The sequence below is a fragment of the Streptomyces sp. NBC_00414 genome (assembly GCF_036038375.1).
Lineage (GTDB): Bacteria > Actinomycetota > Actinomycetes > Streptomycetales > Streptomycetaceae > Streptomyces.
The window spans coordinates 4,021,326-4,043,772 of record NZ_CP107935.1 but is presented as its reverse complement, the minus strand read 5'-3'; the positions used below and the strand labels follow the sequence as shown (position 1 = coordinate 4,043,772).

General features: G+C 70.3%; 17 protein-coding genes. 10 read left to right on the top strand and 7 right to left on the bottom strand.

The window, feature by feature from the left end:
• Nucleotides 1-10: 10 nt before the first annotated feature.
• The 3 genes from OHS59_RS17320 to OHS59_RS17310 all read right to left on the bottom strand — a co-directional run bounded on the left by OHS59_RS17320 (nt 11) and on the right by OHS59_RS17310 (nt 1,445).
• Nucleotides 11-262, bottom strand: a complete 252-nt coding sequence (locus tag OHS59_RS17320; RefSeq protein ID WP_328494301.1) for a hypothetical protein — start codon at nt 260-262, stop codon at nt 11-13.
• Nucleotides 259-768: a sigma factor-like helix-turn-helix DNA-binding protein gene (locus OHS59_RS17315; protein ID WP_328494300.1), complete on the bottom strand. Its 510-nt coding sequence runs from the start codon at nt 766-768 to the stop codon at nt 259-261. The genes OHS59_RS17320 and OHS59_RS17315 overlap by 4 nt, the downstream gene beginning before the upstream one ends.
• Nucleotides 769-944: 176 nt before the next feature.
• Nucleotides 945-1,445: a MarR family winged helix-turn-helix transcriptional regulator gene (locus OHS59_RS17310; protein WP_328499242.1), complete on the bottom strand. Its 501-nt coding sequence runs from the start codon at nt 1,443-1,445 to the stop codon at nt 945-947.
• 163 nt (nt 1,446-1,608) lie between these two features.
• On the opposite strand from OHS59_RS17310, the gene ilvA reads away from it, so the two are divergent.
• The 3 genes from ilvA to OHS59_RS17295 all read left to right on the top strand — a co-directional run bounded on the left by ilvA (nt 1,609) and on the right by OHS59_RS17295 (nt 5,031).
• A complete protein-coding gene (gene ilvA / locus OHS59_RS17305) occupies nt 1,609-2,838 on the top strand; it encodes a threonine ammonia-lyase (protein ID WP_328494299.1) in 1,230 nt (409 codons plus the stop codon).
• A 310-nt stretch (nt 2,839-3,148) separates the two neighbouring features.
• Nucleotides 3,149-4,177, top strand: coding sequence for an ATP-binding cassette domain-containing protein (locus OHS59_RS17300; protein WP_328494298.1), 1,029 nt, complete (start codon nt 3,149-3,151; stop codon nt 4,175-4,177).
• Complete coding sequence (locus OHS59_RS17295) at nt 4,174-5,031, top strand: ABC transporter permease (protein WP_443061456.1); 858 nt, start codon at nt 4,174-4,176, stop codon at nt 5,029-5,031. Before OHS59_RS17300 ends, OHS59_RS17295 begins: the two co-directional genes overlap by 4 nt.
• A 135-nt stretch (nt 5,032-5,166) precedes the next feature.
• On the opposite strand, the gene greA is transcribed toward OHS59_RS17295, so the two are convergent.
• Together greA and OHS59_RS17285 are read right to left on the bottom strand one after the other, a co-directional pair.
• Nucleotides 5,167-5,664, bottom strand: a complete 498-nt coding sequence (gene greA, locus OHS59_RS17290) for a transcription elongation factor GreA (RefSeq protein WP_189769428.1) — start codon at nt 5,662-5,664, stop codon at nt 5,167-5,169.
• A 270-nt stretch (nt 5,665-5,934) separates the two neighbouring features.
• A complete protein-coding gene (locus OHS59_RS17285) occupies nt 5,935-6,327 on the bottom strand; it encodes a DUF4307 domain-containing protein (protein WP_328494297.1) in 393 nt (130 codons plus the stop codon).
• A gap of 181 nt (nt 6,328-6,508) precedes the next feature.
• Between OHS59_RS17285 and mca the strand changes: the two genes are divergently transcribed.
• Complete coding sequence (gene mca, locus OHS59_RS17280; protein WP_328494296.1) at nt 6,509-7,390, top strand: mycothiol conjugate amidase Mca; 882 nt, start codon at nt 6,509-6,511, stop codon at nt 7,388-7,390.
• Nucleotides 7,383-7,625 carry a hypothetical protein gene (locus tag OHS59_RS17275; protein ID WP_328494295.1) on the top strand — a complete coding sequence of 81 codons (243 nt, stop codon included), beginning with the start codon at nt 7,383-7,385 and terminating at the stop codon, nt 7,623-7,625. The genes mca and OHS59_RS17275 overlap by 8 nt, the downstream gene beginning before the upstream one ends.
• Before the next feature lie 83 nt (nt 7,626-7,708).
• Here the strand turns inward: OHS59_RS17275 and OHS59_RS17270 are convergent, their stop codons facing one another.
• On the bottom strand, nt 7,709-10,912 hold the full coding sequence (locus OHS59_RS17270) for a tetratricopeptide repeat protein (protein WP_328494294.1): 3,204 nt from the start codon (nt 10,910-10,912) through the stop codon (nt 7,709-7,711).
• Between the two features lie 277 nt (nt 10,913-11,189).
• On the opposite strand from OHS59_RS17270, the gene OHS59_RS17265 reads away from it, so the two are divergent.
• The 5 genes from OHS59_RS17265 to OHS59_RS17245 all read left to right on the top strand — a co-directional run bounded on the left by OHS59_RS17265 (nt 11,190) and on the right by OHS59_RS17245 (nt 20,203).
• Entirely contained in the window at nt 11,190-13,220 is a 2,031-nt protein-coding gene (locus tag OHS59_RS17265) for a thioredoxin domain-containing protein (protein WP_328494293.1), read from the top strand.
• Nucleotides 13,221-13,420: 200 nt separating this feature from the next.
• Entirely contained in the window at nt 13,421-14,791 is a 1,371-nt protein-coding gene (locus OHS59_RS17260; RefSeq protein ID WP_328494292.1) for a glycosyltransferase, read from the top strand.
• Nucleotides 14,788-16,521, top strand: coding sequence for an ArnT family glycosyltransferase (locus OHS59_RS17255; RefSeq protein WP_328494291.1), 1,734 nt, complete (start codon nt 14,788-14,790; stop codon nt 16,519-16,521). Before OHS59_RS17260 ends, OHS59_RS17255 begins: the two co-directional genes overlap by 4 nt.
• Complete coding sequence (locus tag OHS59_RS17250; protein ID WP_328494290.1) at nt 16,518-17,750, top strand: glycosyltransferase family 2 protein; 1,233 nt, start codon at nt 16,518-16,520, stop codon at nt 17,748-17,750. Before OHS59_RS17255 ends, OHS59_RS17250 begins: the two co-directional genes overlap by 4 nt.
• Nucleotides 17,750-20,203, top strand: coding sequence for a galactose oxidase-like domain-containing protein (locus OHS59_RS17245; protein WP_328494289.1), 2,454 nt, complete (start codon nt 17,750-17,752; stop codon nt 20,201-20,203). Before OHS59_RS17250 ends, OHS59_RS17245 begins: the two co-directional genes overlap by 1 nt.
• Before the next feature lie 185 nt (nt 20,204-20,388).
• Here OHS59_RS17245 and OHS59_RS17240 read toward each other — a convergent pair whose 3' ends face one another.
• Nucleotides 20,389-22,224, bottom strand: a complete 1,836-nt coding sequence (locus OHS59_RS17240) for a phosphoenolpyruvate carboxykinase (GTP) (protein WP_328494288.1) — start codon at nt 22,222-22,224, stop codon at nt 20,389-20,391.
• Nucleotides 22,225-22,447 lie beyond the last annotated feature (223 nt).

Genomic DNA, 22,447 nt, shown 5'->3' with positions numbered 1-22,447 from the left:
CCCCTTGGCCTCACCAGCCGGTCAGCGGTGGAGTCGTCTCCGACGGCGGCTCCACCCACGGCTGGGCGACCGACAGCCACACCACGAGGGCCACGGTCGCCGCGAGCAGCACCAGCCACGTCAGCCGCCGGGCGATCGTCCGGCGGCGCAGTATCCGCCCGCCCCTGCGGACGGCCTCCGTGTGGAGATCCCGTGGTACGGGCGGCTGCGGTTCCTCCAGGATGCGCCGGACATCGGCCTCCCTGCGGCTGATCGGGCTCATGAAGGCACCACTTTCGCGATCGGCGGGGCGGCCTCCCGGGGCGGATGCAGCAACGTGGCCATGGCACGGGCACAGATCGTCCGTACGCGTTCGGTGGGCAGCCCCAGCAGCGCGGCGGCCTGTTCCTCGGCGACGCCCTCGTACATGCGCAGCACGACGATCAGCCGTTCCTGAGGGGTGAGGTGCCGCAGGGCGCTGTCGGGGGGCGGGCGGCCACGGAGGTGCGCCCGGCCGAGGCCGCCGTACTGATGCCAGGCCCCGCGCGCGAAGCGCACAGCCAGATACTGCCGGGTCCGGTCGTACGGGTCCTCGCCGTGCAGGCGGTCCCAGATGGCGTACGTGTGGGCCAGGGCCGCGGTGAGCAGGCGCCGCGCGCGCGGGTTGTCGTCCGGGGGCTCCGCGGTGAGCAGCGTGGCGGCATGCATCAACCGCCCTGCCGCGCCCGCGACGAACGCCTCGAACTCCCGGGCACGGCGGGCGTTCCGGAACGCCTGCCGTTCTCGCACCGCGCCTCCCGACGGTGGGAAACCGGACCCTGGAGACGTACGCCTAGGACAGCCGCGTACGTCGGACCCGATCTCATATGAGGCCAGGCGCGGGCCCCTGGTCAAGAGGGCGGTACGAGACGGTGCGGCCGGTTCCGTCGGCGCGGCCCGTGGGCGGCGGGGCGTGGTGCGGGCGGTCAGGAGGTCGCCGGTGCCTCTACGGACGGCGACGCGGCCATGCGGGTGGAGAGCGCGACATTGAAGCGGGTGAGCAGCGTGCAGAAGGCCTCGCGCTCCTCGGGCGACCACTCCTGGGTCAGTTCCGCCATCAACTGGCGCCTGGAGGAACGTACTTCCTCCAGACGGGAGAGTCCGCGCGGCGACAGCTGGAGCACCACTGCACGCCCGTCCTCCGGGTGGGAGGTGCGCTTGACGAGGCCGGTGTCGACCAGCGGGGCCACCTGCCGGGTGACCGTCGACGAGTCGATGCCCATGCTCGCGGCGAGCGCCTTGACGCCCATCGGACCTTCCTTGTCGAGGCGGTTGAGCAGCAGGTACGCGGCGCGGTCCATCGAGTTGCGCACCTGCCCGACTCCGCCGAGCCGGGTCTGTTCGGCACGGCGGGCGAACACCGCGACCTCGTGCTGCAGCGTTTCGAGAAGACCGGTGTCACCGACGGTCGTCATGTCCATCGACATTTCAGGTGTTGTGGGCATGGCCGGGGGCTCTATTCATGCGTGGGGCTGGGTTGGGGGACAGAGTACGCGGACGGGGGGCGGGCCGTACCGGCGCTGAGGAAACCCGGTCTCGGACGTTGGTCACGTCCGATGTGGCGCGGTATGAACTGCGAGACTGACGGTCATGAGCTATCGCACGGCTGACTCCTTGCCGCTGGTGACCCTCGACGATGTGCGCGGAGCCCAGAAGATGCTCTCGGGCGTGGCACGGATGACCGCCATGGAGGGCAGCAGGCACCTGTCCGGGCTGGTGGGAGCGCCGGTCCACTTCAAGTGCGAGAACCTCCAGCGCACCGGTTCGTTCAAACTGCGCGGCGCGTACGTGCGGATCGCCGGGCTCCTTCCCGAGGAACGGGCCGCCGGAGTGGTCGCGGCCAGTGCCGGCAACCACGCGCAGGGCGTCGCCCTGGCCTCCTCGCTGCTCGGTGTGCGCTCCACGGTGTTCATGCCCTCGGGCGCCCCGCTGCCGAAGGTCGCGGCGACCAAGCACTACGGCGCCGAGGTGCGCACGCACGGCACGGTGGTCGACGAGACGCTGGCCGCCGCGCAGGAGTACGCGGCCGAGACGGGCGCCGTGTTCATCCACCCCTTCGACCACCCCGACATCATCGCCGGGCAGGGCACGGTGGGCCTGGAGATCCTGGAGCAGTGCCCCGAGGTGCGCACGATCGTCGTGGGGATCGGCGGTGGCGGTCTCGCCGCGGGCATCGCGGTCGCGGTGAAGGCGCTGCGGCCGGACGTGCGGATCGTGGGCGTGCAGGCGGCGGGCGCCGCCGCGTACCCGCCCTCGTTGGCGGCCGGGCGTCCGCTGTCGGTCGAGAACCCGGCGACGATGGCCGACGGGATCAAGGTCGGGCGCCCCGGGGACGTGCCGTTCGGGATCATCGGCGATCTGGTGGACGAGGTCCGTACGGTCTCCGAGGACGCGCTGTCGAGTGCGCTGCTGCTGTGCCTTGAGCGGGCCAAGCTGGTCGTCGAGCCCGCCGGCGCGAGCCCGGTCGCGGCGATCATGAGCGAGCCGGACGCCTTCGAGGGCCCGGTCGTCGCGGTGCTGTCCGGCGGGAACGTCGATCCGCTGCTGATGCAGCGCATCCTGCGGCACGGCATGGCCGCCAACGGCCGCTACCTCGCGGTCACGCTGCGGCTGACGGACCGGCCCGGCGCTCTGGCCACGCTTCTCGGGGTGTTGTCAGTGGTGGACGCTAACGTCCTCGATGTGAGCCACGTACGGACCGATCCACGGCTCGGGCTCACGGAGGTGGAGGTCGAGCTGCACCTGGAGACGAAGGGGCCGAAGCACTGCGCCGAGGTGAACTCGGCGCTGCGGCGAGCGGGTTACACGGTCATCGACTGAGCAGCACGGTCGTCGGCCGGGGTCGCGGCCGGGTGCGGACGGGGCCGGGAGCGGACGGGATCCGGGTGGGACGAGCAAGTGCGGAAAACCACTTGAGGAAACGCGATACATCGCGTTATGGTGTGTCTCTCGTCACGGGCCGTGACCGCACGAACCATGACCGCACGGGTCATGAGCGCATGGGCCATGACCATACGAGCCTTGGCCGTCCGCGCGGGCGAAATATTCGCTCGCCGGATGGGGCAAAACAGGCGAAACTAGTCGCCTTGTTCATACTTTCCGCAGGATCCCCAACCCTTGGGAGACTCACATGCCAGGCGCCATCTACGCCGAAGGCCTGGTGAAGACCTTCGGCGACGTAAGGGCTCTGGACGGCGTCGATCTCGATGTCCCGGAGGGCACGGTCCTCGGCCTCCTCGGGCCGAACGGAGCGGGCAAGACCACCGCCGTCCGCTGCCTCACCACCCTGCTGCGGCCCGACAGCGGCAGGGCGACGGTCGCGGGCATCGACGTGCTCAAGCACCCGAACGAGGTACGGCGCTCGATCGGTCTGTCCGGCCAGTTCGCCGCGGTCGACGAGTATCTGACGGGCCGCGAGAACCTCCACATGGTCGGCCAGCTCTACCAGATGCGGGCGAAGCAGGCGAAGGTCCGCGCGGTCGAGCTGCTGGAGCAGTTCAACCTCACCGAGGCCGCCGACCGGACGGCGAAGACGTACTCCGGAGGTATGCGCCGCCGGCTCGACCTCGCGGCGGCGCTCGTCGTCTCGCCGCCGGTCATGTTCATGGACGAGCCGACGACCGGCCTCGACCCGCGCAACCGCCAGCAGCTGTGGGAGGTCATCAAACAGCTGGTCTCGGGCGGTACGACGCTGCTGCTCACCACCCAGTACCTCGAAGAGGCCGACCACCTCGCGCACGACATCTGCGTCGTCGACCACGGCAAGGTCATCGCCCGCGGCACCTCCGACCAGCTCAAGGCCCGTACCGGCGGCGAGCGGGTGGAGGTCGTGGTGCACGAGCGCGAGCACATCGCGACCGCCGCCGAGGTCCTGCGGGGCTTCGGCAAGGGCGAGACCACCGTCGAGGACCACACCCGCCGGCTCACCGTGCCCGTCTCCGGCGGAGCGAAGCTCCTCGCGGAGGTCATCCGCGAGCTGGACGCCCGCGGCATCGAGATCGACGACATCGGTCTGCGCCGCCCCACCCTCGACGACGTCTTCCTGTCCCTGACGGGCCACCTCGCCGAGCAGAAGGACGCGGAGAACGGCGAGAGCACCGACACCAAGGGACTCAAGGGGTCCAAGGGATCCAAGCGCAAGAAGGAGGCCGCCAAGTGAGCGCCGTCACCGATCCCGTGCGGACCGTGGCCCCGGGAGGCTCCCTCGGGCAGTCCGTCCGGGACTCCATGGTCGTCGCCAAGCGCAACCTGATCCGCATGACCCGGATCCCCGAGATGATCCTGTTCGGCATCATCCAGCCGGTGATGTTCGTGGTCATGTTCACGTACGTCTTCGGCGGCTCGATGCAGATCGGGAGCACCACCGACCCGGACGTCTACAAGAACTTCCTGATGGCGGGCATCTTCGCGCAGACGGTCACGTTCGCCACGGCGGGCTCGGCCGCCGGCATCGCGGACGACATGCAGAAGGGGCTCGTCGACCGCTTCCGCTCCCTGCCGATGGCCCGCGGCGCGGTACTGACCGGCCGCACCGTCGCCGACCTCGTACAGACGGCCATCACCCTGCTCGTCCTCGCGATCGTCGCGCTGCTCGTGGGCTGGCGCACCGGTTCAGCGGAGCCGACCAACGCCGCCCGGGTCATGGGCGCCTTCGGTCTGCTGCTCCTCCTGGGGTACGCGTTCACCTGGATCGGAGCCCTGATCGGTCTGTCCGTGCGCACCCCCGAGGCGGCGACCTCGGGCGGGATCATCTGGCTGTTCCCGGTCACGTTCATCTCGAACGCCTTCGTGGACTCCAGCCAGATGACTCCCTGGCTGCGGCACATCGCCGAGTGGAACCCGTTCAGTGCCACGGTGCAGGCGTGCCGCGTGCTGTTCGGCAACCCGGGTGTCGTGGAGTCCGGCGCCTGGCCCATGCAGCATCCCGTCTGGGCCTCGGTGATCTGGTCCGTGCTGATCGTCGTCCTCTTCCGGACCCTGGCGGTGCGCAAGTACCGCAAGGCGGACGGCTGAGCAGGCACCGCTGAATAGGCCGGCTGAACAGGACCGGCTGAGCAGCCACGGGGGAAGCCCCCGGCGCGCAGGCACGGCGAAGCCCCCGGTGCCCAGGCACCGGGGGCTCTCGCCAGGACGACGCGCCGGACGGGGTTACGCGGCGTACGGCTTGGCTTCGAGGACCTTCACCGAGGCGAGCTTGCCGTTCGGCAGCTCGTACTGGGCGTCCTCGCCGATCTTCTTGCCGTTCACACCGGAGCCCAGCGGGGACTGCGGGGAGTACGTCTCGATGTCGGAGCTCGCGTATTCGCGCGAGGCGAGCAGGAACGTGAGCGTGTCGTCCTCGTCGCCGTCGAAGGCGATGGTCACGACCATGCCGGGCGCGACCGCACCACCGGCCGACGGAGCCTCGCCCACCTTGGCGTTCTCCAGGAGCTGGGTCAGCTGGCGCACCCGGAGCTCCATCTTGCCCTGCTCCTCCTTGGCCGCGTGGTACCCGCCGTTCTCACGCAGATCGCCCTCCTCGCGCGCGGCCGCGATCTTGGCTGCGATCTCCGTGCGCGCAGGACCAGACAGGTGCTCCAGCTCGGCCCTGAGCTGGTTGTACGCCTCCTGGGTCAGCCAGGTGACGTTCTCGCTGGTCTGGGTCACAGGTGCTCCTCGTAGGTACTGGGAATACAAAGCATCGCCCTACCCAGAAGAATGTTCCTTCTCGGGTGGGCGAAACCACGAGCCTAACAATTCACGGGGCGAAGGGGGAGGACATAACCCATCAGAATTACGTCCACGCAGGTCACTGCGGAGGTGCCGGGAGTGACATCCGTCAGTGTCGTGTGTGACCCCGTGCGGACGGTGGGTCGCACGGTCCGGCAGGGGCCGAAACGGGCCCGTCCGACCCGTCCGGCGACCGCGGCCCGGCAGTCAGTCCGCGTGACAGCCGAGAAGCTCCGCGGTCGTGCCGGGGGCCGTCGTGCGGAGCGTGAGGACCTTGTCGACACGGGTCGAGTCCTGGTCGAAACGGAAGTCGGCGCGGCCCACCTCGGAGCCGTCCTCGGCCTGGGAGCGGATCGTGCAGTAGCCCGTCACGCCCGAGTCCTTGCGGACTTCCAGATGTACCTTCACCGCGGAGTCCGAGGCGTCGAAGCTGATGACCTCGGCGCTGATCTTGTTGCCGGCCACGTAGTGGAAGGCGAAATAGCCGATCAGCGCGAGCAGCGCCGCTCCGAGCACGGAACCGATGATCTTGAGTTTGCGGTCGGAGCGCTCGTCCGCGGAGCGACCGTACCGGCCCTCGGGCAGCTGCACCGTACTCATGATCGTCCTTTCCGAGGCGGGTGTGCCGGGCCGGGACCCGGAATTTTTTGCCCGCCGGTTCGGTCACTATAGAAGCTCCCACCCGTCACCCGACCGCCGCCCCTCATCGACGTCCCTACGGGACGACCCCTACGGATTGCGCCGTTTCACACGGGGGCGCCGACTTACTGAGGATTGAGTCTTGACTGACCAGCTGCGACTGATGGCCGTTCACGCCCACCCCGACGACGAGTCGTCGAAGGGCGCGGCCACCATGGCGAAGTACGTGTCCGAGGGGGTGGACGTGCTGGTCGTGACCTGCACGGGCGGGGAGCGCGGCTCCATCCTCAACCCCAAGCTGCAGGGCGACAAGTACGTCGAGGAGCACATCCACGAGGTGCGCAAGAAGGAGATGGACGAGGCCCGCGAGATCCTCGGCGTCAAGCAGGAGTGGCTGGGCTTCGTGGACTCGGGCCTGCCCGAGGGCGACCCGCTGCCGCCGCTGCCCGAGGGATGCTTCGCCCTGGAGGACGTCGACAAGGCCGCGGGCGAGCTGGTCCGCAAGATCCGCTCGTTCCGTCCGCAGGTGATCACCACCTACGACGAGAACGGCGGATACCCGCACCCCGACCACATCATGACCCACAAGATCTCGATGGTGGCGTTCGAGGGCTCGGCCGACACCGAGAAGTACCCGGAGTCGGAGTTCGGCCCGGCGTACCGGTCGCAGAAGCTCTACTACAACCAGGGCTTCAACCGCCCGCGCACCGAGGCGCTGCACCAGGCCATGCTGGACCGGGGCCTGGAGTCGCCGTACGGGGACTGGCTCAAGCGGTGGGACGAGTTCGAGCGCACCGAGCGCACGCTGACCACGCACGTGCCGTGCGCGGACTTCTACGAGATCCGCGACAAGGCCCTCATCGCGCACGCCACGCAGATCGACCCCGACGGCGGCTGGTTCCGCGTCCCGATGGAGCTCCAGCGGGAGGTCTGGCCGACGGAGGAGTACGAGCTGGCGAAGTCCCTCGTCGACACATCCCTCCCCGAGGACGACCTCTTCGCGGGCATCCGCGACAATGCCTGATATGAGCGCAAGCCTGGCACTGACGCACCTCGTCCCCCTGGCCAAGGAGGTCGACGAGAACAAGGTCACCCCCGGTGTCCTCGGCTTCATCGTCTTCGCGGTGATGGCCCTGGCGGTCTGGGGCCTGATGAAGAGCATGAACCGGCAGCTGGGGAGGGTCGACTTCAAGGAGGACGCCGACCCCAAGGCGGCCCCCTCCGAGAAGGCGACGGCTGGCCCCGGCCCGGCGTCCTGACCCGGTGAGGCGGCGATCCGGTGATGCCCCGAGGGCATCACCGGATCAGCGGCACCCTGGGGACCCCGCACGGGCCGGCGCCCTCACGCCCGCTCCGCCGTGACCGGCACCCCCATGACCTCCCGCGCATGGCGGTTCGGGACCATTCCCAGGCGCCAGGCCTGCCAGCCGGCTTCCAGTTGGACTCCTCGTTCGAGGAGCAGCTGGTACGCCTCGATGTAGTCGTCCAGTTTTCCGTCGCGGGCCGGATGGCCGGTGCGGGACAGCTGGGACAGCTCCTCCTGGGCGACGGCCGTGCCCACCTCGACGCCTCCGGGGGAGGCGTACGGCAGGAGCGTGCAGCGCAGGAAGCGGGCCCAGTCCTCGCCGCGGCGGTCGCCGTAGGAGGCGAAGAGCGAGGCCGCCTCGTCGCACAGGGCCAGCGCCGGCTGCGTACGGGCGTTGCCCGCGTCCACCACCGCCAGTTCCAGGCAGGTCCACGCCTCCCCGTGGGCGACACCGATCCGGTGGAAGTCGGCCCGGGCGTCGACCAGGAGCTGCCGGGCGAAACCGGAGTTGCGGAGCGAGCCGGTCTGCGCGGCCCGCTGGTCGCGCGTCACCCGCGCCGAGTGGTGGCGGGCGCAGGCCAGACCGTAGACGTCGCGGATCCGCGACAACATCGTCCGGGACCGCTCCAGCTCACGGACCGCCTGGTCGAGGTTGCCCGTCTCCTCCAGCGCCTGGCCCAGGTAGTAGACCGTCCAGGCCTCGCCCCGGGCGTCCTCGTTCTCGCGGTGGCGGGAGGCCGCCTGCCGCAGACCGTCCACGGCGGCCGACGGATCGCCGTCGACCAGCCGGGCCCGGGCCAGCTGGGTCAGCGCCCAGGCCTCCCCGCGGGGGTCGCGGGTGCGCCCGTACAGGTCGAGGGCGTCGCGGAGTTCGGACTCGGCACGCGGTACGTCGCCCATGCGCAGGCCCAGCTGGCCGAGCTGGTAGTGCGCCCACGCCTCGCCGTGCACGGACTCGCCCTCGCGGTGCAGGTCCAGGGCCCGGGTGAGCAGGTCGAGCGCCTCGCGCAGCCTCGCCCGGTCGCGCTCCACGGCCGCCAGCGCGTGCATCGTCCAGGCCCGGTCCGCCGCGAGGTCGGGGGAGGCCTGCAGGTCAAGGGCCTCCTGGAGTTTCGAGGCCGCCTCGGTGAGGTTGCCCTGGTGGTGGAGGGTGATGCCGAGCGAGCACAGCGCCCGGGCCGCGCCCGCGTCGTGGTGGGCCTCGAAGTAGAGGTCGACCACCGACGTCAGCGTCGTACGGGCCTTGTCGAGTTCACCGAGCTGACGGGCCGCGATGCCCGTGCGCCACTGGACCGAGCGCACCAGCAGCCCCTGGTCGACGGCCTGGGTCAACTCGCTGATCTCGCCCAGCCGGTAGAGGTCGCCGCGCAGCAGGCAGTAGTCGCACAGAGCGCCCAGGAGGTTGAGCACCGCGGCCTGGTTCACGCCCTCCGCGTGCCGCAGCGCCGCCGTGATGAAGCTCGACTCGTCGTCCAGCCAGCGCAGGGCCGCGTCCAGCGAGGTGAACCCGTGCGGCCCGAACTGGTCGGCACGGGTCGACGTCTTGCCGTCGACCAGGCGGATCACCGAGTCGGCCAGCTCCCCGTAGTTCACGATGAGACGTTCCTGCGCGGCCGTGCGCTCGGCCGGGTCCTCCTCGTCGAGCAGACGGGCCTGCGCGAAGGCCCGTACGAGATCGTGCAGGCGGTAGCGGCTGCCGCGGACGTGGTCGATCAGACCGGCGCGGGAGAGGGCTTCCAGATGGCGGGTCGCCTCCGGCTCGTCCGTCGCGAGCAGGGCGGCCGCGGCGGCGGCGCCCAGCGAGGCGCGGCCCGCCAGGGCGAGCCGCCGCAGCAGCCGCCGCGCCGGGTCGGGCTGGTCCGTGTAGCGCAGCCACAGCACCCGTTCGACGGGCTCGACCGGGCCGTACGCCGCCAGGTCGGTGGCGAGCCGGCGGGGCGTGCGCGGGCCGAGGGACGAGCCGGCGACGCGCAGCGCCAGGGGCAGCCCGCCGCACAACTCCCTGATCTCGTCGGAGGCTTCGGCGTCGTACGGGGAGGAGTCGTCCTGGGCGGAGGCCTTCAGAAGCTCCTCGGCGCCCGGCGCGGCCAGCGGCTCCACCGCGAGCTGGTGCACCCAGGCGGGCAGGTCGGCGGGCAGGTCGAGGGGTTTGCGGGCGGTGACGACGACCAGGCTGTCGGAGCGCTCCGGCACGAGGATGCGGACCTGCTCCAGGTCGCTCGCGTCGTCCAGCACGATCGTGACGGGCAGGCCCGTCAGATGCTGGTGGTAGAGCTCGGCGAGCCGCCGGACCTGCTGGTCCTGCGAGGAGCGCTCGCGGAAGAGGAGTTGCTCGCGGGGCGCGCCCAGCCGGTTCAGCAGGTGCAGCAGCGCGTCGCGGGTGGTCAGCGGCGGCTCCTCCGGGCTGTCGCCCCGCAGGTCCACCACGCACGCGCCGCGGAACTGGTCCTTCAGCTCGTGCGCGGCGCGCACGGCGAGGGTGCTGCGGCCGGAGCCCGGCGCGCCGTGCAGGACGACCACCGTCGGCCTGGTCTCCGTGCTCGCGCGGGCCGCGTGCACCCACTGCGCGATCCGCAGCAGTTCCTGGCGCCGGCCCGCGAACGGCCCGACCGGCTCCGGCAGTTGCCCGAACGACTGCTCCAGGACGCTCCGCCGGCGGGCCGCCGCGCTCTTGTCCGTACGCCGCAGCTGGGGCGCGCCCTTCTTCGCTCCGGTGGCCGCCTTGAACACGCGCTGCTGGTCGAAGAAGGGCCGGATCCCACGGACCTCCAGGGCGGTCAGCCAGGTCAGGCGCAGCTGTTCGGGGCCGCCGGGCTGGCCGAGGGCTCCCGCGCGGCGGCTCGCGGCCGGCAGATGGGAGGCCGTCACCTTCGCCACGGTGGCCGCGGCGCCCGTGGCGCCGACGATCACGCCTGCGCCCACGGCCGTGCCCCCGCCGGTGCCGAGTGCCAGGTCCGCCACCACGGCCGCGAGCGCCGCGACGGCCGCGACCAGCAGGGGAGTTCCGGCGCCCTCGCGCGCGTAGCGCTGCCCGAAGGTCAGCCGGCCCGCCTCCGCCTCGTCCGCCGCCTTCGCGTAGGCCTCGTACTCCTCGGCGGCCGTCTGCGCCATGGTGTCCAGCGCGGCCCGCGCCCGCGACAGCAGTACGTTCCCGTCGACCCGCCCGCCCGACCGCCGGACCTCCTCCTCCACGGCCCGGACCAACAGCCGTTCGGCCTCCGCCCGATGGCTGTCCCGCATTTCGCGTCCCCCTCCGCCGACAACGGCTTTCCTGGTCAAGTGTCCTGCGGATGAGCGGGGAAGGCGAGAGAGCCACTGGCGCGTTCCCTGGCATGCTCACGCCCGTCCGGGCAGTCCGGACCCGGTACCCACCGCCCGCCGGAAACCCAGTACCTACCCCTGCCGGACCCCGATGATCCGCCGCGCGCCCCGGTGATCCGTCACGCGCGACCGGTGTGATCCGCCGCGCGTCCCGTGATCCGCGCCGCGTCCCGGGTACTGCGGCAGGATGGACCCCATGCCGAACCGACTGGCCCACGAGACGTCCCCCTACCTCCTGCAGCACGCCGACAACCCCGTCGACTGGTGGCCCTGGTCGGCCGAGGCCTTCGAGGAGTCGCGCAGGACGGGCAGACCGGTCCTGCTCAGCGTCGGTTACAGCAGCTGCCACTGGTGCCACGTGATGGCTCACGAGTCGTTCGAGGACCAGCGGACCGCCGACTACCTCAACGCGCACTTCGTGAGCGTCAAGGTCGACCGCGAGGAGCGGCCCGATGTCGACGCGGTGTACATGGAGGCCGTGCAGGCGGCGACCGGGCACGGCGGCTGGCCCATGACCGTCTTCCTCACGCCCGACGCCGAGCCGTTCTACTTCGGTACGTACTTCCCGCCCGAGCCCCGGCACGGCAGCCCCTCCTTCCGGCAGGTCCTCGAAGGCGTCAGCAGCGCGTGGACCGACCGACGGGACGAGGTCGACGAGGTCGCCCGGAAGATCGTGCGCGATCTCGCCGGCCGCGAGATCGGCTTCGGCGACGCACAGGTGCCCGGCGAGGGCGACCTCGCGCAGGCGCTGCTCGGGCTCACCCGCGACTACGACGCCACCCACGGCGGCTTCGGCCAGGCGCCCAAGTTCCCGCCGTCCATGGCAGTCGAGTTCCTGCTGCGCCACCACGCCCGCACCGGGTCCGAGGGCGCGCTGCAGATGGCCGCCGACACCTGCGAGCACATGGCCCGCGGCGGTATCTACGACCAGCTCGGCGGCGGCTTCGCCCGCTACTCCGTCGACCGCGAGTGGGTCGTGCCCCACTTCGAGAAGATGCTCTACGACAACGCGCTGCTGTGCCGCGTGTACGCACACCTGTGGCGGACCACCGGCTCGGACCTCGCCCGCCGGGTCGCCCTGGAGACGGCCGACTTCATGGTCCGCGAACTGCGCACGAACGAGGGCGGGTTCGCCTCCGCGCTGGACGCCGACAGCGACGACGGCACGGGGAAGCACGTCGAGGGCGCGTACTACGCGTGGACTCCGCAGCAACTGCGAGAGGTGCTGGGCGACGAGGACGCGCAACTCGCCGCCGACCACTTCGGCGTGACGGCGGAGGGCACCTTCGAGGAGGGCGCCTCGGTACTTCAACTGCCGCAGAACGAGGGCGTGTTCGACGCCGAGCGGATCGAGTCCGTCAAGGTCCGGCTGAAGGCGGCGCGCGACGGCCGGCCCGCCCCCGGCCGCGACGACAAGGTCGTCGCCGCCTGGAACGGTCTTGCGATCGCCGCACTCGCCGAGACCGGCGCGTACTTCGACCGGCCCGACCTCGTCGACGCGGCGCTCGGGGCGGCCGACCTCCTCGTGCGGCTCCATCTCGACGAGCACGCGCGGCTCGCCCGTACCAGCAAGGACGGCCGGACCGGCGCCCACGCGGGGGTGCTGGAGGACTACGCGGACGTCGCGGAGGGCTTCCTCGCGCTGGCCTCGGTCACCGGCGAGGGCGTCTGGCTGGAGTTCGCCGGCTTCCTGCTCGACCACGTCCTCGTGCAGTTCACCGACGAGAAGTCAGGGGCCCTGTACGACACGGCGGCCGACGCCGAGAAGCTCATCAGGCGCCCGCAGGACCCGACCGACAACGCCACGCCCTCCGGCTGGAGCGCGGCGGCCGGAGCCCTGCTGAGCTACGCGGCCCAGACCGGTTCGCAGGCCCATCGGACCGCCGCGGAGCGGGCGTTGGGCGTGGTGAAGGCGCTCGGTCCGCGCGCCCCGCGGTTCATCGGCTGGGGACTGGCCACCGCGGAGGCCCAGTTGGACGGGCCGCGCGAGGTCGCCGTCGTCGGACCGGGTGACAATCCGGCCACCCAGGAGCTGCACCGCGCCGCCCTGCTGGCCACCGCGCCCGGCGCCGTCGTCGCCGTGGGCACTGCGGACAGTGACGAACTCCCCCTGCTCGCAAACCGATCTCTTGTCGACAATGAACCAACCGCGTATGTCTGCCGTAACTTCACCTGTGACGCCCCGACGACCGATGTCGACCGCCTCCGGGCGGCACTGGGGCGCTGAGCAGGGGAAACACCCGGCACGCCGAGGCTCAATGTGCGCAGGTGTTCGGATACGTCCCACTAGTCGACCGAGCATTCCGAAACACGCTATTTATCAGAACACCTCCCGGACTTCACAGAATCCCCATAGTCTCTGTCCCGGACACGACAGGAGTTACTCCCTGTCGTGACAGGGGGTTCTGGGGATCCTGGGGGGATCTTTTGCTGGCGTCTGTCTTCATCGCTGTCGTTTCGCTCGCCCTTTTCTGGATGGCTGCTTTCACCCTGTGGTGGCAGATGCACGCGTGGCGCACGCCCGAGGTGCTCGCCTCCACCCGGTTCAGCAGTCCGGACGGGGGCGAGCACGTGTCCTTCTCGCTACTGCTGCCCGCGAGACACGAACAGGCCGTGCTCGACCACACCATCCAGCGCCTGCTGGAATCCAGCCACACCGACTTCGAGATCATCGTGATCGTCGGCCACGACGACCCGGACACCACCGCGGTGGCCCGGCACGCCGAGGCCCGCGACCCGCGCGTCCGCGTGGTCGTCGACACGCACGAGAAGAAGAACAAGCCGAAGGCCATGAACACGGCGCTGCCGCACTGCCGCGGCGACGTCGTCGGAGTCTTCGACGCCGAGGACCAGGTCCACCCGGAGCTGCTCGCGCACGTCGACCACGCCTTCCGCACCACCGGCGCGGACGTCGTCCAGGGCGGCGTCCAGCTCATCAACTTCCACTCCAGCTGGTACAGCCTGCGCAACTGCCTGGAGTACTTCTTCTGGTTCCGCTCGCGGCTTCATCTGCATGCGCAGAAAGGTTTCATTCCGCTTGGCGGAAACACGGTCTTCGTCCGCACGGACGTCCTGCGGGAGGCCGACGGCTGGGACCCCGACTGCCTCGCCGAGGACTGCGACCTGGGCGTACGCCTGTCCAGCGTAGGCAAGAAGGTCGTCGTCGCGTACGACTCCGACATGGTGACCAAGGAGGAGACACCCGGCAGCCTGATGTCGCTGCTCAAGCAGCGCACCCGGTGGAACCAGGGCTTCCTGCAGGTCTACCGGAAGAAGGACTGGAAGCAGCTGCCCGGCTTCGGCCGGCGACTGCTCGCCCGCTACACCCTGATGACGCCGTACCTCCAGGCGATCTCCGGCGTGATCATCCCGCTCAACGTGGCCGTCGCGCTCTTCCTCGACGTCCCCGTCGGCATCGCCTTCATCACCTTCCTGCCGGCCGTCACCGCGTTCGTCACCTTCGTCTTCGAACTGGTCGGACTGCACGACTTCGGCAAGCAGTACGGGCTCCGCGTCCGCTTCGTCCACTACCTCAAGCTCGTCGTCGGCGGCCCCTTCTACCAGGTGCTCCTCGCCGGAGCGGCCGTCCGTGCCGTCTGGCGCGAGCAGCGGGGCCGCAACGACTGGGAGTTGACCAGCCACGTCGGCGCACACCTCACCGACACCGGCAACGACCTCGGCAAGGACATCGGCAACGGCGCCGACATCGAACCCGACACCCTGACCGGCGCCGACACCGATGCCGACACCGAAGCCGCGGCCGTGGCCCGCGGGTCCCGAGAGGACGTTCCTGCGTGACCTCCACCCTTCCCGCGGTGACCACCCCCAAGGTCCCCGCGCAGCGCACACCTGTCCCCAAAACCGGTTCGACCCCTCGAACGACGCCGTCCCGACCGCGCGGTTCGAAGGCCGACCTGATCCTGTGCGGCGTACTCCTCGTGGTCGTCATGACCGTGCAGGGCTGGAACATCGCCGACTACCCGACCCTCAGCGACGACGAGGGCACCTACCTCGCCCAGGCCTGGTCCGTGCAGCAGGGCGACGGCCTCGCCCACTACACGTACTGGTACGACCACCCGCCCCTCGGCTGGATACAGATAGCCGTGCTGACCTGGATCCCGTCCCTGATCAGCCCCGAGTCGATGACGGTCGGCTCGATGCGGATCGTGATGCTCCTGGTCAGCGCGGTGAGCGCGGTCCTCGTCCACGTACTGGCCCGCCGACTGTCCCTGCCCCGCTGGGCGGCGGCGCTCGCAGTGCTGCTGTTCGGGCTCTCGCCGCTGTCCGTCGTCCTCCAGCGTGAGATCTTCCTCGACAACATCGCGGTGATGTGGACGCTGCTCGCGTTCTGCCTCGCCGCCTCCCCGAGCCGCCACCTCTGGCACCACTTCGGGGCGGGACTCGCCGCGGCGGCCGCGGTCCTCACCAAAGAAACGATGATCTTCGTCCTGCCCGCCGTGCTCGTCACCATGTGGCGCCACAGCCACCGCGACACCCGCAAGTTCGCCCTCACCGGAGCCGTCACGGCCTGCGTCCTGATCGGCATGTCGTACCCGCTCTTCGCCCTCCTCAAGGGCGAGCTGTTCCCCGGCGCCGGACACGTGTCGCTGTGGGACGGGCTCGAATACCAGCTGACCAGGCCCGGTTCGGGCTTCATCCTCGACACCGGCTCCGGCTCGCACGAGGTCCTGCGGTCCTGGCTCTACTACGACCGCATCCTGCCGCTGGGCGGCCTGGCCGGAGCGCTGCTGCTCCTCGTCACCTGGCGCTGGTCGGTCACCGCGCGGGCGCTCGCCGGACCCGCCCTGACCGTCGCGATCCTCGCCCTGGTAGCCCTGCGCCCGACCGGCTACCTGCCAGCCATGTACGTCATCCAGGCACTGCCGTTCCTCGCACTGGTCCTCGCCGGAGGCACGGCCAGCGTCGCGCACGGGGTGCTGCGCAGACGGCGCGCCGCCGACGAGAGCACGTACGTCACCCGGGGCCGGTACGCGGTCGCGGCGCTGCTCGTCGCCGCCTCGGCCGTGTACGTCGTGCCGCGCTGGTACGACGGAGCCCGCACCGCCGTCACCACCGACGCCAACGCCCCCTACCGGGCCGCGTCCCAGTGGCTGGCGACCGAGGTCGAGCACCCCGAGGACACCCGGGTCCTGGTCGACGACGCGCTCTGGCTCGACCTCGTGCACGCCGGCTACCGGCCCGGCCTCGGCGTCATCTGGTTCTACAAGGCCGACCTCGACCCCGCGGTGACGAAAACCATGCCGCGCGGCTGGCGCGACCTCGACTACGTCGTCGCCTCCCCGACCGTGCGGCGCGACGCCGTCGACCTGCCCAACGTCAAGCAGGCGATGAAGCACTCGACCCCGGTCGCCACCTTCGGCGAGGGCCCGGACCGCATCGAGATCCGCCGGATCGAGGGCGGCGGCCCGGAGAGCAGGGCCAGCAGGGCGAGCACGGCGAGTGGCGCAAGCACCACGGGCGCGGCCGACTCCGCCGACGCGGCGGCCACGGAAGGCGGCGACCGATGACGTACGAGTCCATCGTCCCGGGGGAGCTGAGCGACCCGGCGCTGCGCGCGGCCTCCCCGCTCCCCGAGCCGGGCGCGGTCACCATCGTCGTGCCGACCTTCAACGAGTCCGCGAACGTACGCGAGTTGCTGCGGCAGATCACCGCCTCGGTGCCCGGGCGGCTGCCCTGCGAGGTCGTGTTCGTGGACGACTCCACCGACGACACCCCCGAGGTGATCCGTGAGGCCGCCCGGGACTGTCCGTACCCGGTGACGGTGCTGCACCGCGAGGAGCCCGTCGGCGGGCTCGGCGGGGCCGTCGTCGAGGGCATCCGCGCGGCGACCTCCGACTGGATCGTCGTCATGGACGGCGACCTGCAGCATCCGCCGTCCCTGGTCCCGGAGCTGGTCGCCGCGGGGGAGCGGGCGCCCGCCGGGCTCGTCGTCGCCTCCCGCTACATCAAGGGCGGCAGCCGCGAGGGACTCGCGGGCGGCTACCGCATCGCCGTCTCGCGCGGCGCCACCTGGCTGACCAAGACGCTGTTCCCGCGCCGGCTGCGCGGCATCAGCGACCCGATGAGCGGCTTCTTCGCGATCCGCCGCAGCGCGGTCACCGCGGACGTCCTGAAGCCCCTCGGCTACAAGATCCTGCTCGAAATGGCGGTACGGTCCCGGCCCCGCCAGGTCACCGAGGTGCCGTTCGTCTTCCAGGACCGGTTCGCCGGCGAGTCCAAGTCGAGCGCACAGGAGGGCCTCCGCTTCCTGCGGCACCTCGCCGGACTGCGCACGGCCTCACCGGTGGCCCGGATGGTGGTCTTCGGGCTGATCGGTGCGACCGGCTTCCTGCCGAACCTCTTCGGCCTGTGGGCCCTGACGGCGGCCGGGATGCACTACCTGCCCGCCGAGATCGTCGCCAACCAGTTCGGGGTCGCCTGGAACTTCCTGCTCATCGAGCACCTCTGCTTCCGGGACCGACGCCGGCACCGGCACTGGTGGGACAGGGCCGGCCGGTTCGCACTGCTCGCCAACGCCGACCTGGTGCTGCGCATTCCGCTGATCGCGCTGCTCGTGGGCCGGTTCGGCATGAGCGCGCTCACCGCCACGGCACTCGCCCTGGTGACCACCTTCGTCCTGCGGTTCGTGGGCACGGAGGCACTGGTCTATCTGCCGCGGAAGGGAGGGCGCGCAACAGACACGGCGGCCGAGGAGAGCCGCCGCGCAAGGAGCCGCACAGCAAGGAGACCCAGCTGATGTTCCGCAGACCCGCTCCGAAGCCCGGACGACCCGACCGTCCAAGACATCCCCTGCGCCCGACCCGCCGCACCACCCTGCTGGCCGTGGGAGCCCTCACCTCGGGGCTGCTCCTCTCCGTCCCCCAGCCCGCCTCCGCCGCCAACCTCGTGAAGAACCCGGGCTTCGAGACCGCGGGCACGGGCGGCGACGGCATGCCGTACTGCTGGGAGAAGTCCGGCTGGGGCGACAACGACTTCACCTTCTCCACCGTCGGCGGCGCCCACACCGGCTCCAAGGCCATGAAGGTCGAGCTGACCCGCCGTACCGAGGGCGACCGCAAGGCGCTGATCACCGAGTCCGCCGAGTGCGCGCCGGTGGTGAGCGTCGGCAAGCAGTACGACCTCGGGCTCTGGTACAGGTCGACGACCCCGGACACCTCCCTCACGCTCTTCCGGCACGACACGACCGCCGGCTGGCAGTACTGGACGGACCTCAAGACGCTCCCGATCAGCGCGGGCTGGTCCGAGGCGACGGTCCGTACCCCCGAGGTCCCCGCGGGCACCGACCGCATCAGCTGGGGTGTCTCCGTCTACGGCACCGGCTCCGTGACCACCGACGACTACACGATGGACCAGGTCGCCGACCCGATACCCGATCCGGTGTGCACGGGCACGGCCGAGCAGTGCGCCGACGGCCGCTGGGACGTCCTGCCCACGCGGAACCCGGTCCGCTCCATGCACTCCGTCGTCCTCAACAACGGCAAGGTGCTGCTGATCGCGGGCTCGGGCAACAGCGAGGAGATGTTCGAGGCGGGCACGTTCACCAGCGCCGTCTACAACCCGGTGACCGGCACGTACAAGCAGATCCCCACGCCGAAGGACATGTTCTGCGCGGGCCATGTGCAGCTCGACGACGGCCGGGTGCTGGTCATGAGCGGCAACAAGGGCTATCCGTCCGCCGACGGCACGGTCGGCTACCAGGGCTACAAGGACTCGTACACCTTCGACCCGGTCACCGAGACGTACAGCAAGACCAATGACATGAACGACGGGCACTGGTACCCTTCGGCGACGATCCTCGGCAACGGTGACGTGATCTCCTTCGGCGGGCTGAAGGAGGACTCGACCGGGTCCGTGACGGCCGAGCGCTGGTCGGACGCCGAGAACAAGTGGCTGCCGCTGTGGCAGGTCAACCAGACCTGGTCGTACTGGGGCCTGTACCCGACGATGGTCCTGATGCAGGACGGCCGCCTCTTCTACACGGGCAGCCACACCTTCGGCAACAACATCCCCGGCACCGGCTCGGCGATCTACGACTACGACGCCAACACCACCACCCAGGTCCCCGGCCTGCAGCGCAAGGACGAACGCGACCAGTCGGCCAGCGTGCTGCTGCCCCCGGCCCAGGACCAGAAGGTCCTCACCATCGGCGGCGGCAACATCGACTCGAACCCCGACGCGAACCGGCTGACCGACGTCATCGACCTCAAGTCGGCCGACCCGGCGTACGTCGCCGGTCCGCCGCTCCCGCAGGGCACTGTCGACCTGGGCAACGGCAAGGTCCCGCAGACCGGCGCCCAGGGCAAGATGTACGTCTCCGCGGTGCTGCTGCCCGACGGGAAGGTCCTGGAGACGGGCGGCGCCCTGCACAACCGCGCCGACCCGGTCCACGAGTCGTCGCTCTACGACCCCGCGACGAACACCTTCGACCCGGTGGCCGCCGACCCCGAGGCCCGCGGCTACCACTCGTCCGCGTTCCTGCTCCCCGACGGCCGCGTGATGGCCACCGGCGACAACCCGGGCAACGGCACCTGGAACCACAACGTGTCCGTCTACACCCCGCCCTACCTGCTCAAGGGCCCCCGCCCGGCGATCACTTCACTCATCGACAACGAGTGGACGTACGGGGACACGCAGCGCATCACGGTCGACCGGCCCATCGCCAGGGCGGAGCTGATCCGCCCGGCCGCGGTGACGCACTCGTCCGACCCGAACCAGCGCTTCGTGGACCTGCCGCTCTCGGTCGACGGCAACAACGTCGACCTGAATGTGACGAGCAACCCGAACCTCGCCCCGCCCGGCTGGTACATGCTCTTCGCGGTCGACGCGAACGGCGTGCCGTCGGTGGCGAAGTGGGTCCACCTCCAAGGGCCGACCGCCCTGGCCGCACCCTCGGGCCACGTCCACTCCTTCGCGGACTCGCTGGAGGGGAAGGTCGAGAAGCCCCGCAAGAAGCGCGCCTCGGCGAAGGTCAGCCCGACCATTGCCGGGTGCGACCGCCACTACGGCTCCGCCAACGTCTGCGTCCCGACGGCGTTCCCGGCCAAGGTGAAGAACACGACGGCGTCCCGCTGCGCCTGGCTGAAGTCCAATGACTACGGCCCCTTGAAGATCAACGGCAAGGACGATCCCCTGCGCCTGGACCGCAACGGGGACGGCACGGCCTGCGGAAGGGGGGATGTCAGCCGCTGAGGTGCGGGCGCGTCGTGGCTGGGTGCGCAGTTCCCCGCGCCCCTAAAGACGCCGGTCGCGCCCCAGCCATATGGCACACGCGCCGGACGGGCTGATTTTTCAGCCCGTCCGGCGTTTGAGGACGAGGCCGTCCAGGCCGAAGGGGGGGGCCTGGGGGCGGCAGCCCTCAGAGGATGGGCCGGGCTTCAGCCGAGGCGCTTCACCAAGGCCCGGTACTCGTCCCACAGTTCGACCGGCGTGTGCTCACCGAACGTGTTCAGGTGCTCGGGCACCAGCGCCGCCTCCTCACGCCAGACCTCCTTGTCGACGGTGAGAAGGAAGTCGAGGTCGGCCTCGGAGAGGTCGAGACCCTCCGTGTCGAGCGCGCCCTTCGCCGGCAGCACACCGATCGGCGTCTCGATGCCCTCGGCCCGCCCGTCGAGCCGGTCCACGATCCACTTCAGGACCCGGCTGTTCTCGCCGAAGCCGGGCCAGACGAACTTGCCCTCGTCGTTCTTGCGGAACCAGTTGACGTAGTAGATCTTCGGGAGCTTCGCCTGGTCCTTGCCCTTGGCGACATTGACCCAGTGCCCCATGTAGTCGCCCATGTTGTAGCCGCAGAACGGCAGCATGGCGAAGGGGTCGCGGCGCAGCTCACCGACCTTGCCCTCGGCGGCGGCGGTCTTCTCGGAGGCGACGTTCGCCCCGAGGAAGACCCCGTGGTTCCAGTCGAACGACTCGGTGACCAGCGGCACGGCGGTGGCGCGGCGGCCACCGAAGAGGATCGCCGAGATCGGCACGCCCTTGGGGTCCTCCCACTCGGGCGCGATGATCGGGCACTGCGCGGCGGGCGTGGTGAAGCGGGCGTTCGGGTGGGCGGCCGGGACGCCGGACTCGGGGGTCCAGTCGTTGCCCTTCCAGTCCGTCAGATGGGCGGGCGTCTCCTCGGTCATGCCCTCCCACCACACGTCGTTGTCGTCGGTGAGGGCGACGTTGGTGAAGACGGAGTTGCCCCACAGTGTCTTCATCGCGTTGGCGTTGGTGTGCTCACCGGTGCCGGGCGCGACACCGAAGAAACCGGCCTCGGGGTTGATGGCGTACAGCCGGCCGTCCTCGCCGAAACGCATCCACGCGATGTCGTCGCCGATGGTCTCCACGGTCCAGCCGCGGACCGTCGGCTCCAGCATCGCGAGGTTCGTCTTGCCGCAGGCGCTCGGGAAGGCGGCGGCCACGTACTTCGACTCGCCCTGCGGGGGAGTGAGTTTGAGGATCAGCATGTGCTCGGCGAGCCAGCCCTCGTCACGGGCCATGACGGAGGCGATACGCAGGGCGTAGCACTTCTTGCCGAGCAGCGCGTTGCCGCCGTAGCCGGAGCCGTACGACCAGATCTCGCGGGTCTCGGGGAAGTGGGAGATGTACTTCGTGGAGTTGCAGGGCCACGCCACGTCCGCCTCGCCCTCCTGCAACGGCGCCCCGAGCGTGTGCACAGCACGCACGAAGAACCCGTCGGAGCCGAGTTCGTCCAGGACCGGCTGACCCATCCGGGTCATGGTGCGCATGGACACGGCGACGTACGCGGAGTCGGTGATCTCGACGCCGATGGCGGAGAGGTCGGAGCCGAGCGGGCCCATGCAGAAGGGCACGACGTACATCGTCCGGCCGCGCATCGAGCCGCGGAAGATCCCCCCGTTGCCCTCCTTGCCCTGGAAGACCTCCCGCATCTCGGCGGGGTCCTTCCAGTGGTTGGTCGGGCCCGCGTCGGCCTCGTCCTCGGAGCAGATGAAGGTCCGGTCCTCGACCCGGGCGACATCGGTCGGGTCGGAGGCGGCGTAGTAGGAGTTGGGGCGCTTGATCGGGTCGAGCTTCTTGAAGGTGCCCTTGCGGACGAGCTCCTCGCTCAGTCGCTCGTATTCGGCCTCTGAGCCGTCACACCAGACCACACTGTCCGGCTGCGTCAGTTCGGCGATCTCGTTGACCCACGAGATCAGTTCCTGATGGTTGGTGGGGACGGTGGAAGAGGGAGCCGCGATGTCGCGCGCCACGATCGCTCCTAGATGAGGGGTTTTTGTTTTTTGTGCCCCGTGGGGGCTGCGACCCGGATGCTTCACGTAATCGATGATCACCGATCCTGACCGACCTTTATCGATCTTTTCGGTGGATATCGATCTTCCTGGCGCTCATCCGGTGCCGACCGCACTCATTTGATCATCCGACGGGCGCGCGCATATGTCCAGAGGGCCTCACACCTGAGCAGCGTGAGCATCA

Bases quoted from the DNA above. Each gene is read 5' to 3' on its own strand.
- OHS59_RS17310 (WP_328499242.1), bottom strand. From the start codon at position 1,445: ATGTCGATGGACATGACGACCGTCGGTGACACCGGTCTTCTCGAAACG.
- ilvA (WP_328494299.1), top strand. From the start codon at position 1,609: ATGAGCTATCGCACGGCTGACTCCTTGCCGCTGGTGACCCTCGACGAT.
- OHS59_RS17275 (WP_328494295.1), top strand. From the start codon at position 7,383: ATGCCTGATATGAGCGCAAGCCTGGCACTGACGCACCTCGTCCCCCTG.
- OHS59_RS17265 (WP_328494293.1), top strand. From the start codon at position 11,190: ATGCCGAACCGACTGGCCCACGAGACGTCCCCCTACCTCCTGCAGCAC.
- OHS59_RS17250 (WP_328494290.1), top strand. From the start codon at position 16,518: ATGACGTACGAGTCCATCGTCCCGGGGGAGCTGAGCGACCCGGCGCTG.
- OHS59_RS17270 (WP_328494294.1), bottom strand. From the start codon at position 10,912: ATGCGGGACAGCCATCGGGCGGAGGCCGAACGGCTGTTGGTCCGGGCC.
- OHS59_RS17285 (WP_328494297.1), bottom strand. From the start codon at position 6,327: ATGAGTACGGTGCAGCTGCCCGAGGGCCGGTACGGTCGCTCCGCGGAC.
- OHS59_RS17300 (WP_328494298.1), top strand. From the start codon at position 3,149: ATGCCAGGCGCCATCTACGCCGAAGGCCTGGTGAAGACCTTCGGCGAC.
- OHS59_RS17320 (WP_328494301.1), bottom strand. From the start codon at position 262: ATGAGCCCGATCAGCCGCAGGGAGGCCGATGTCCGGCGCATCCTGGAG.
- OHS59_RS17245 (WP_328494289.1), top strand. From the start codon at position 17,750: ATGTTCCGCAGACCCGCTCCGAAGCCCGGACGACCCGACCGTCCAAGA.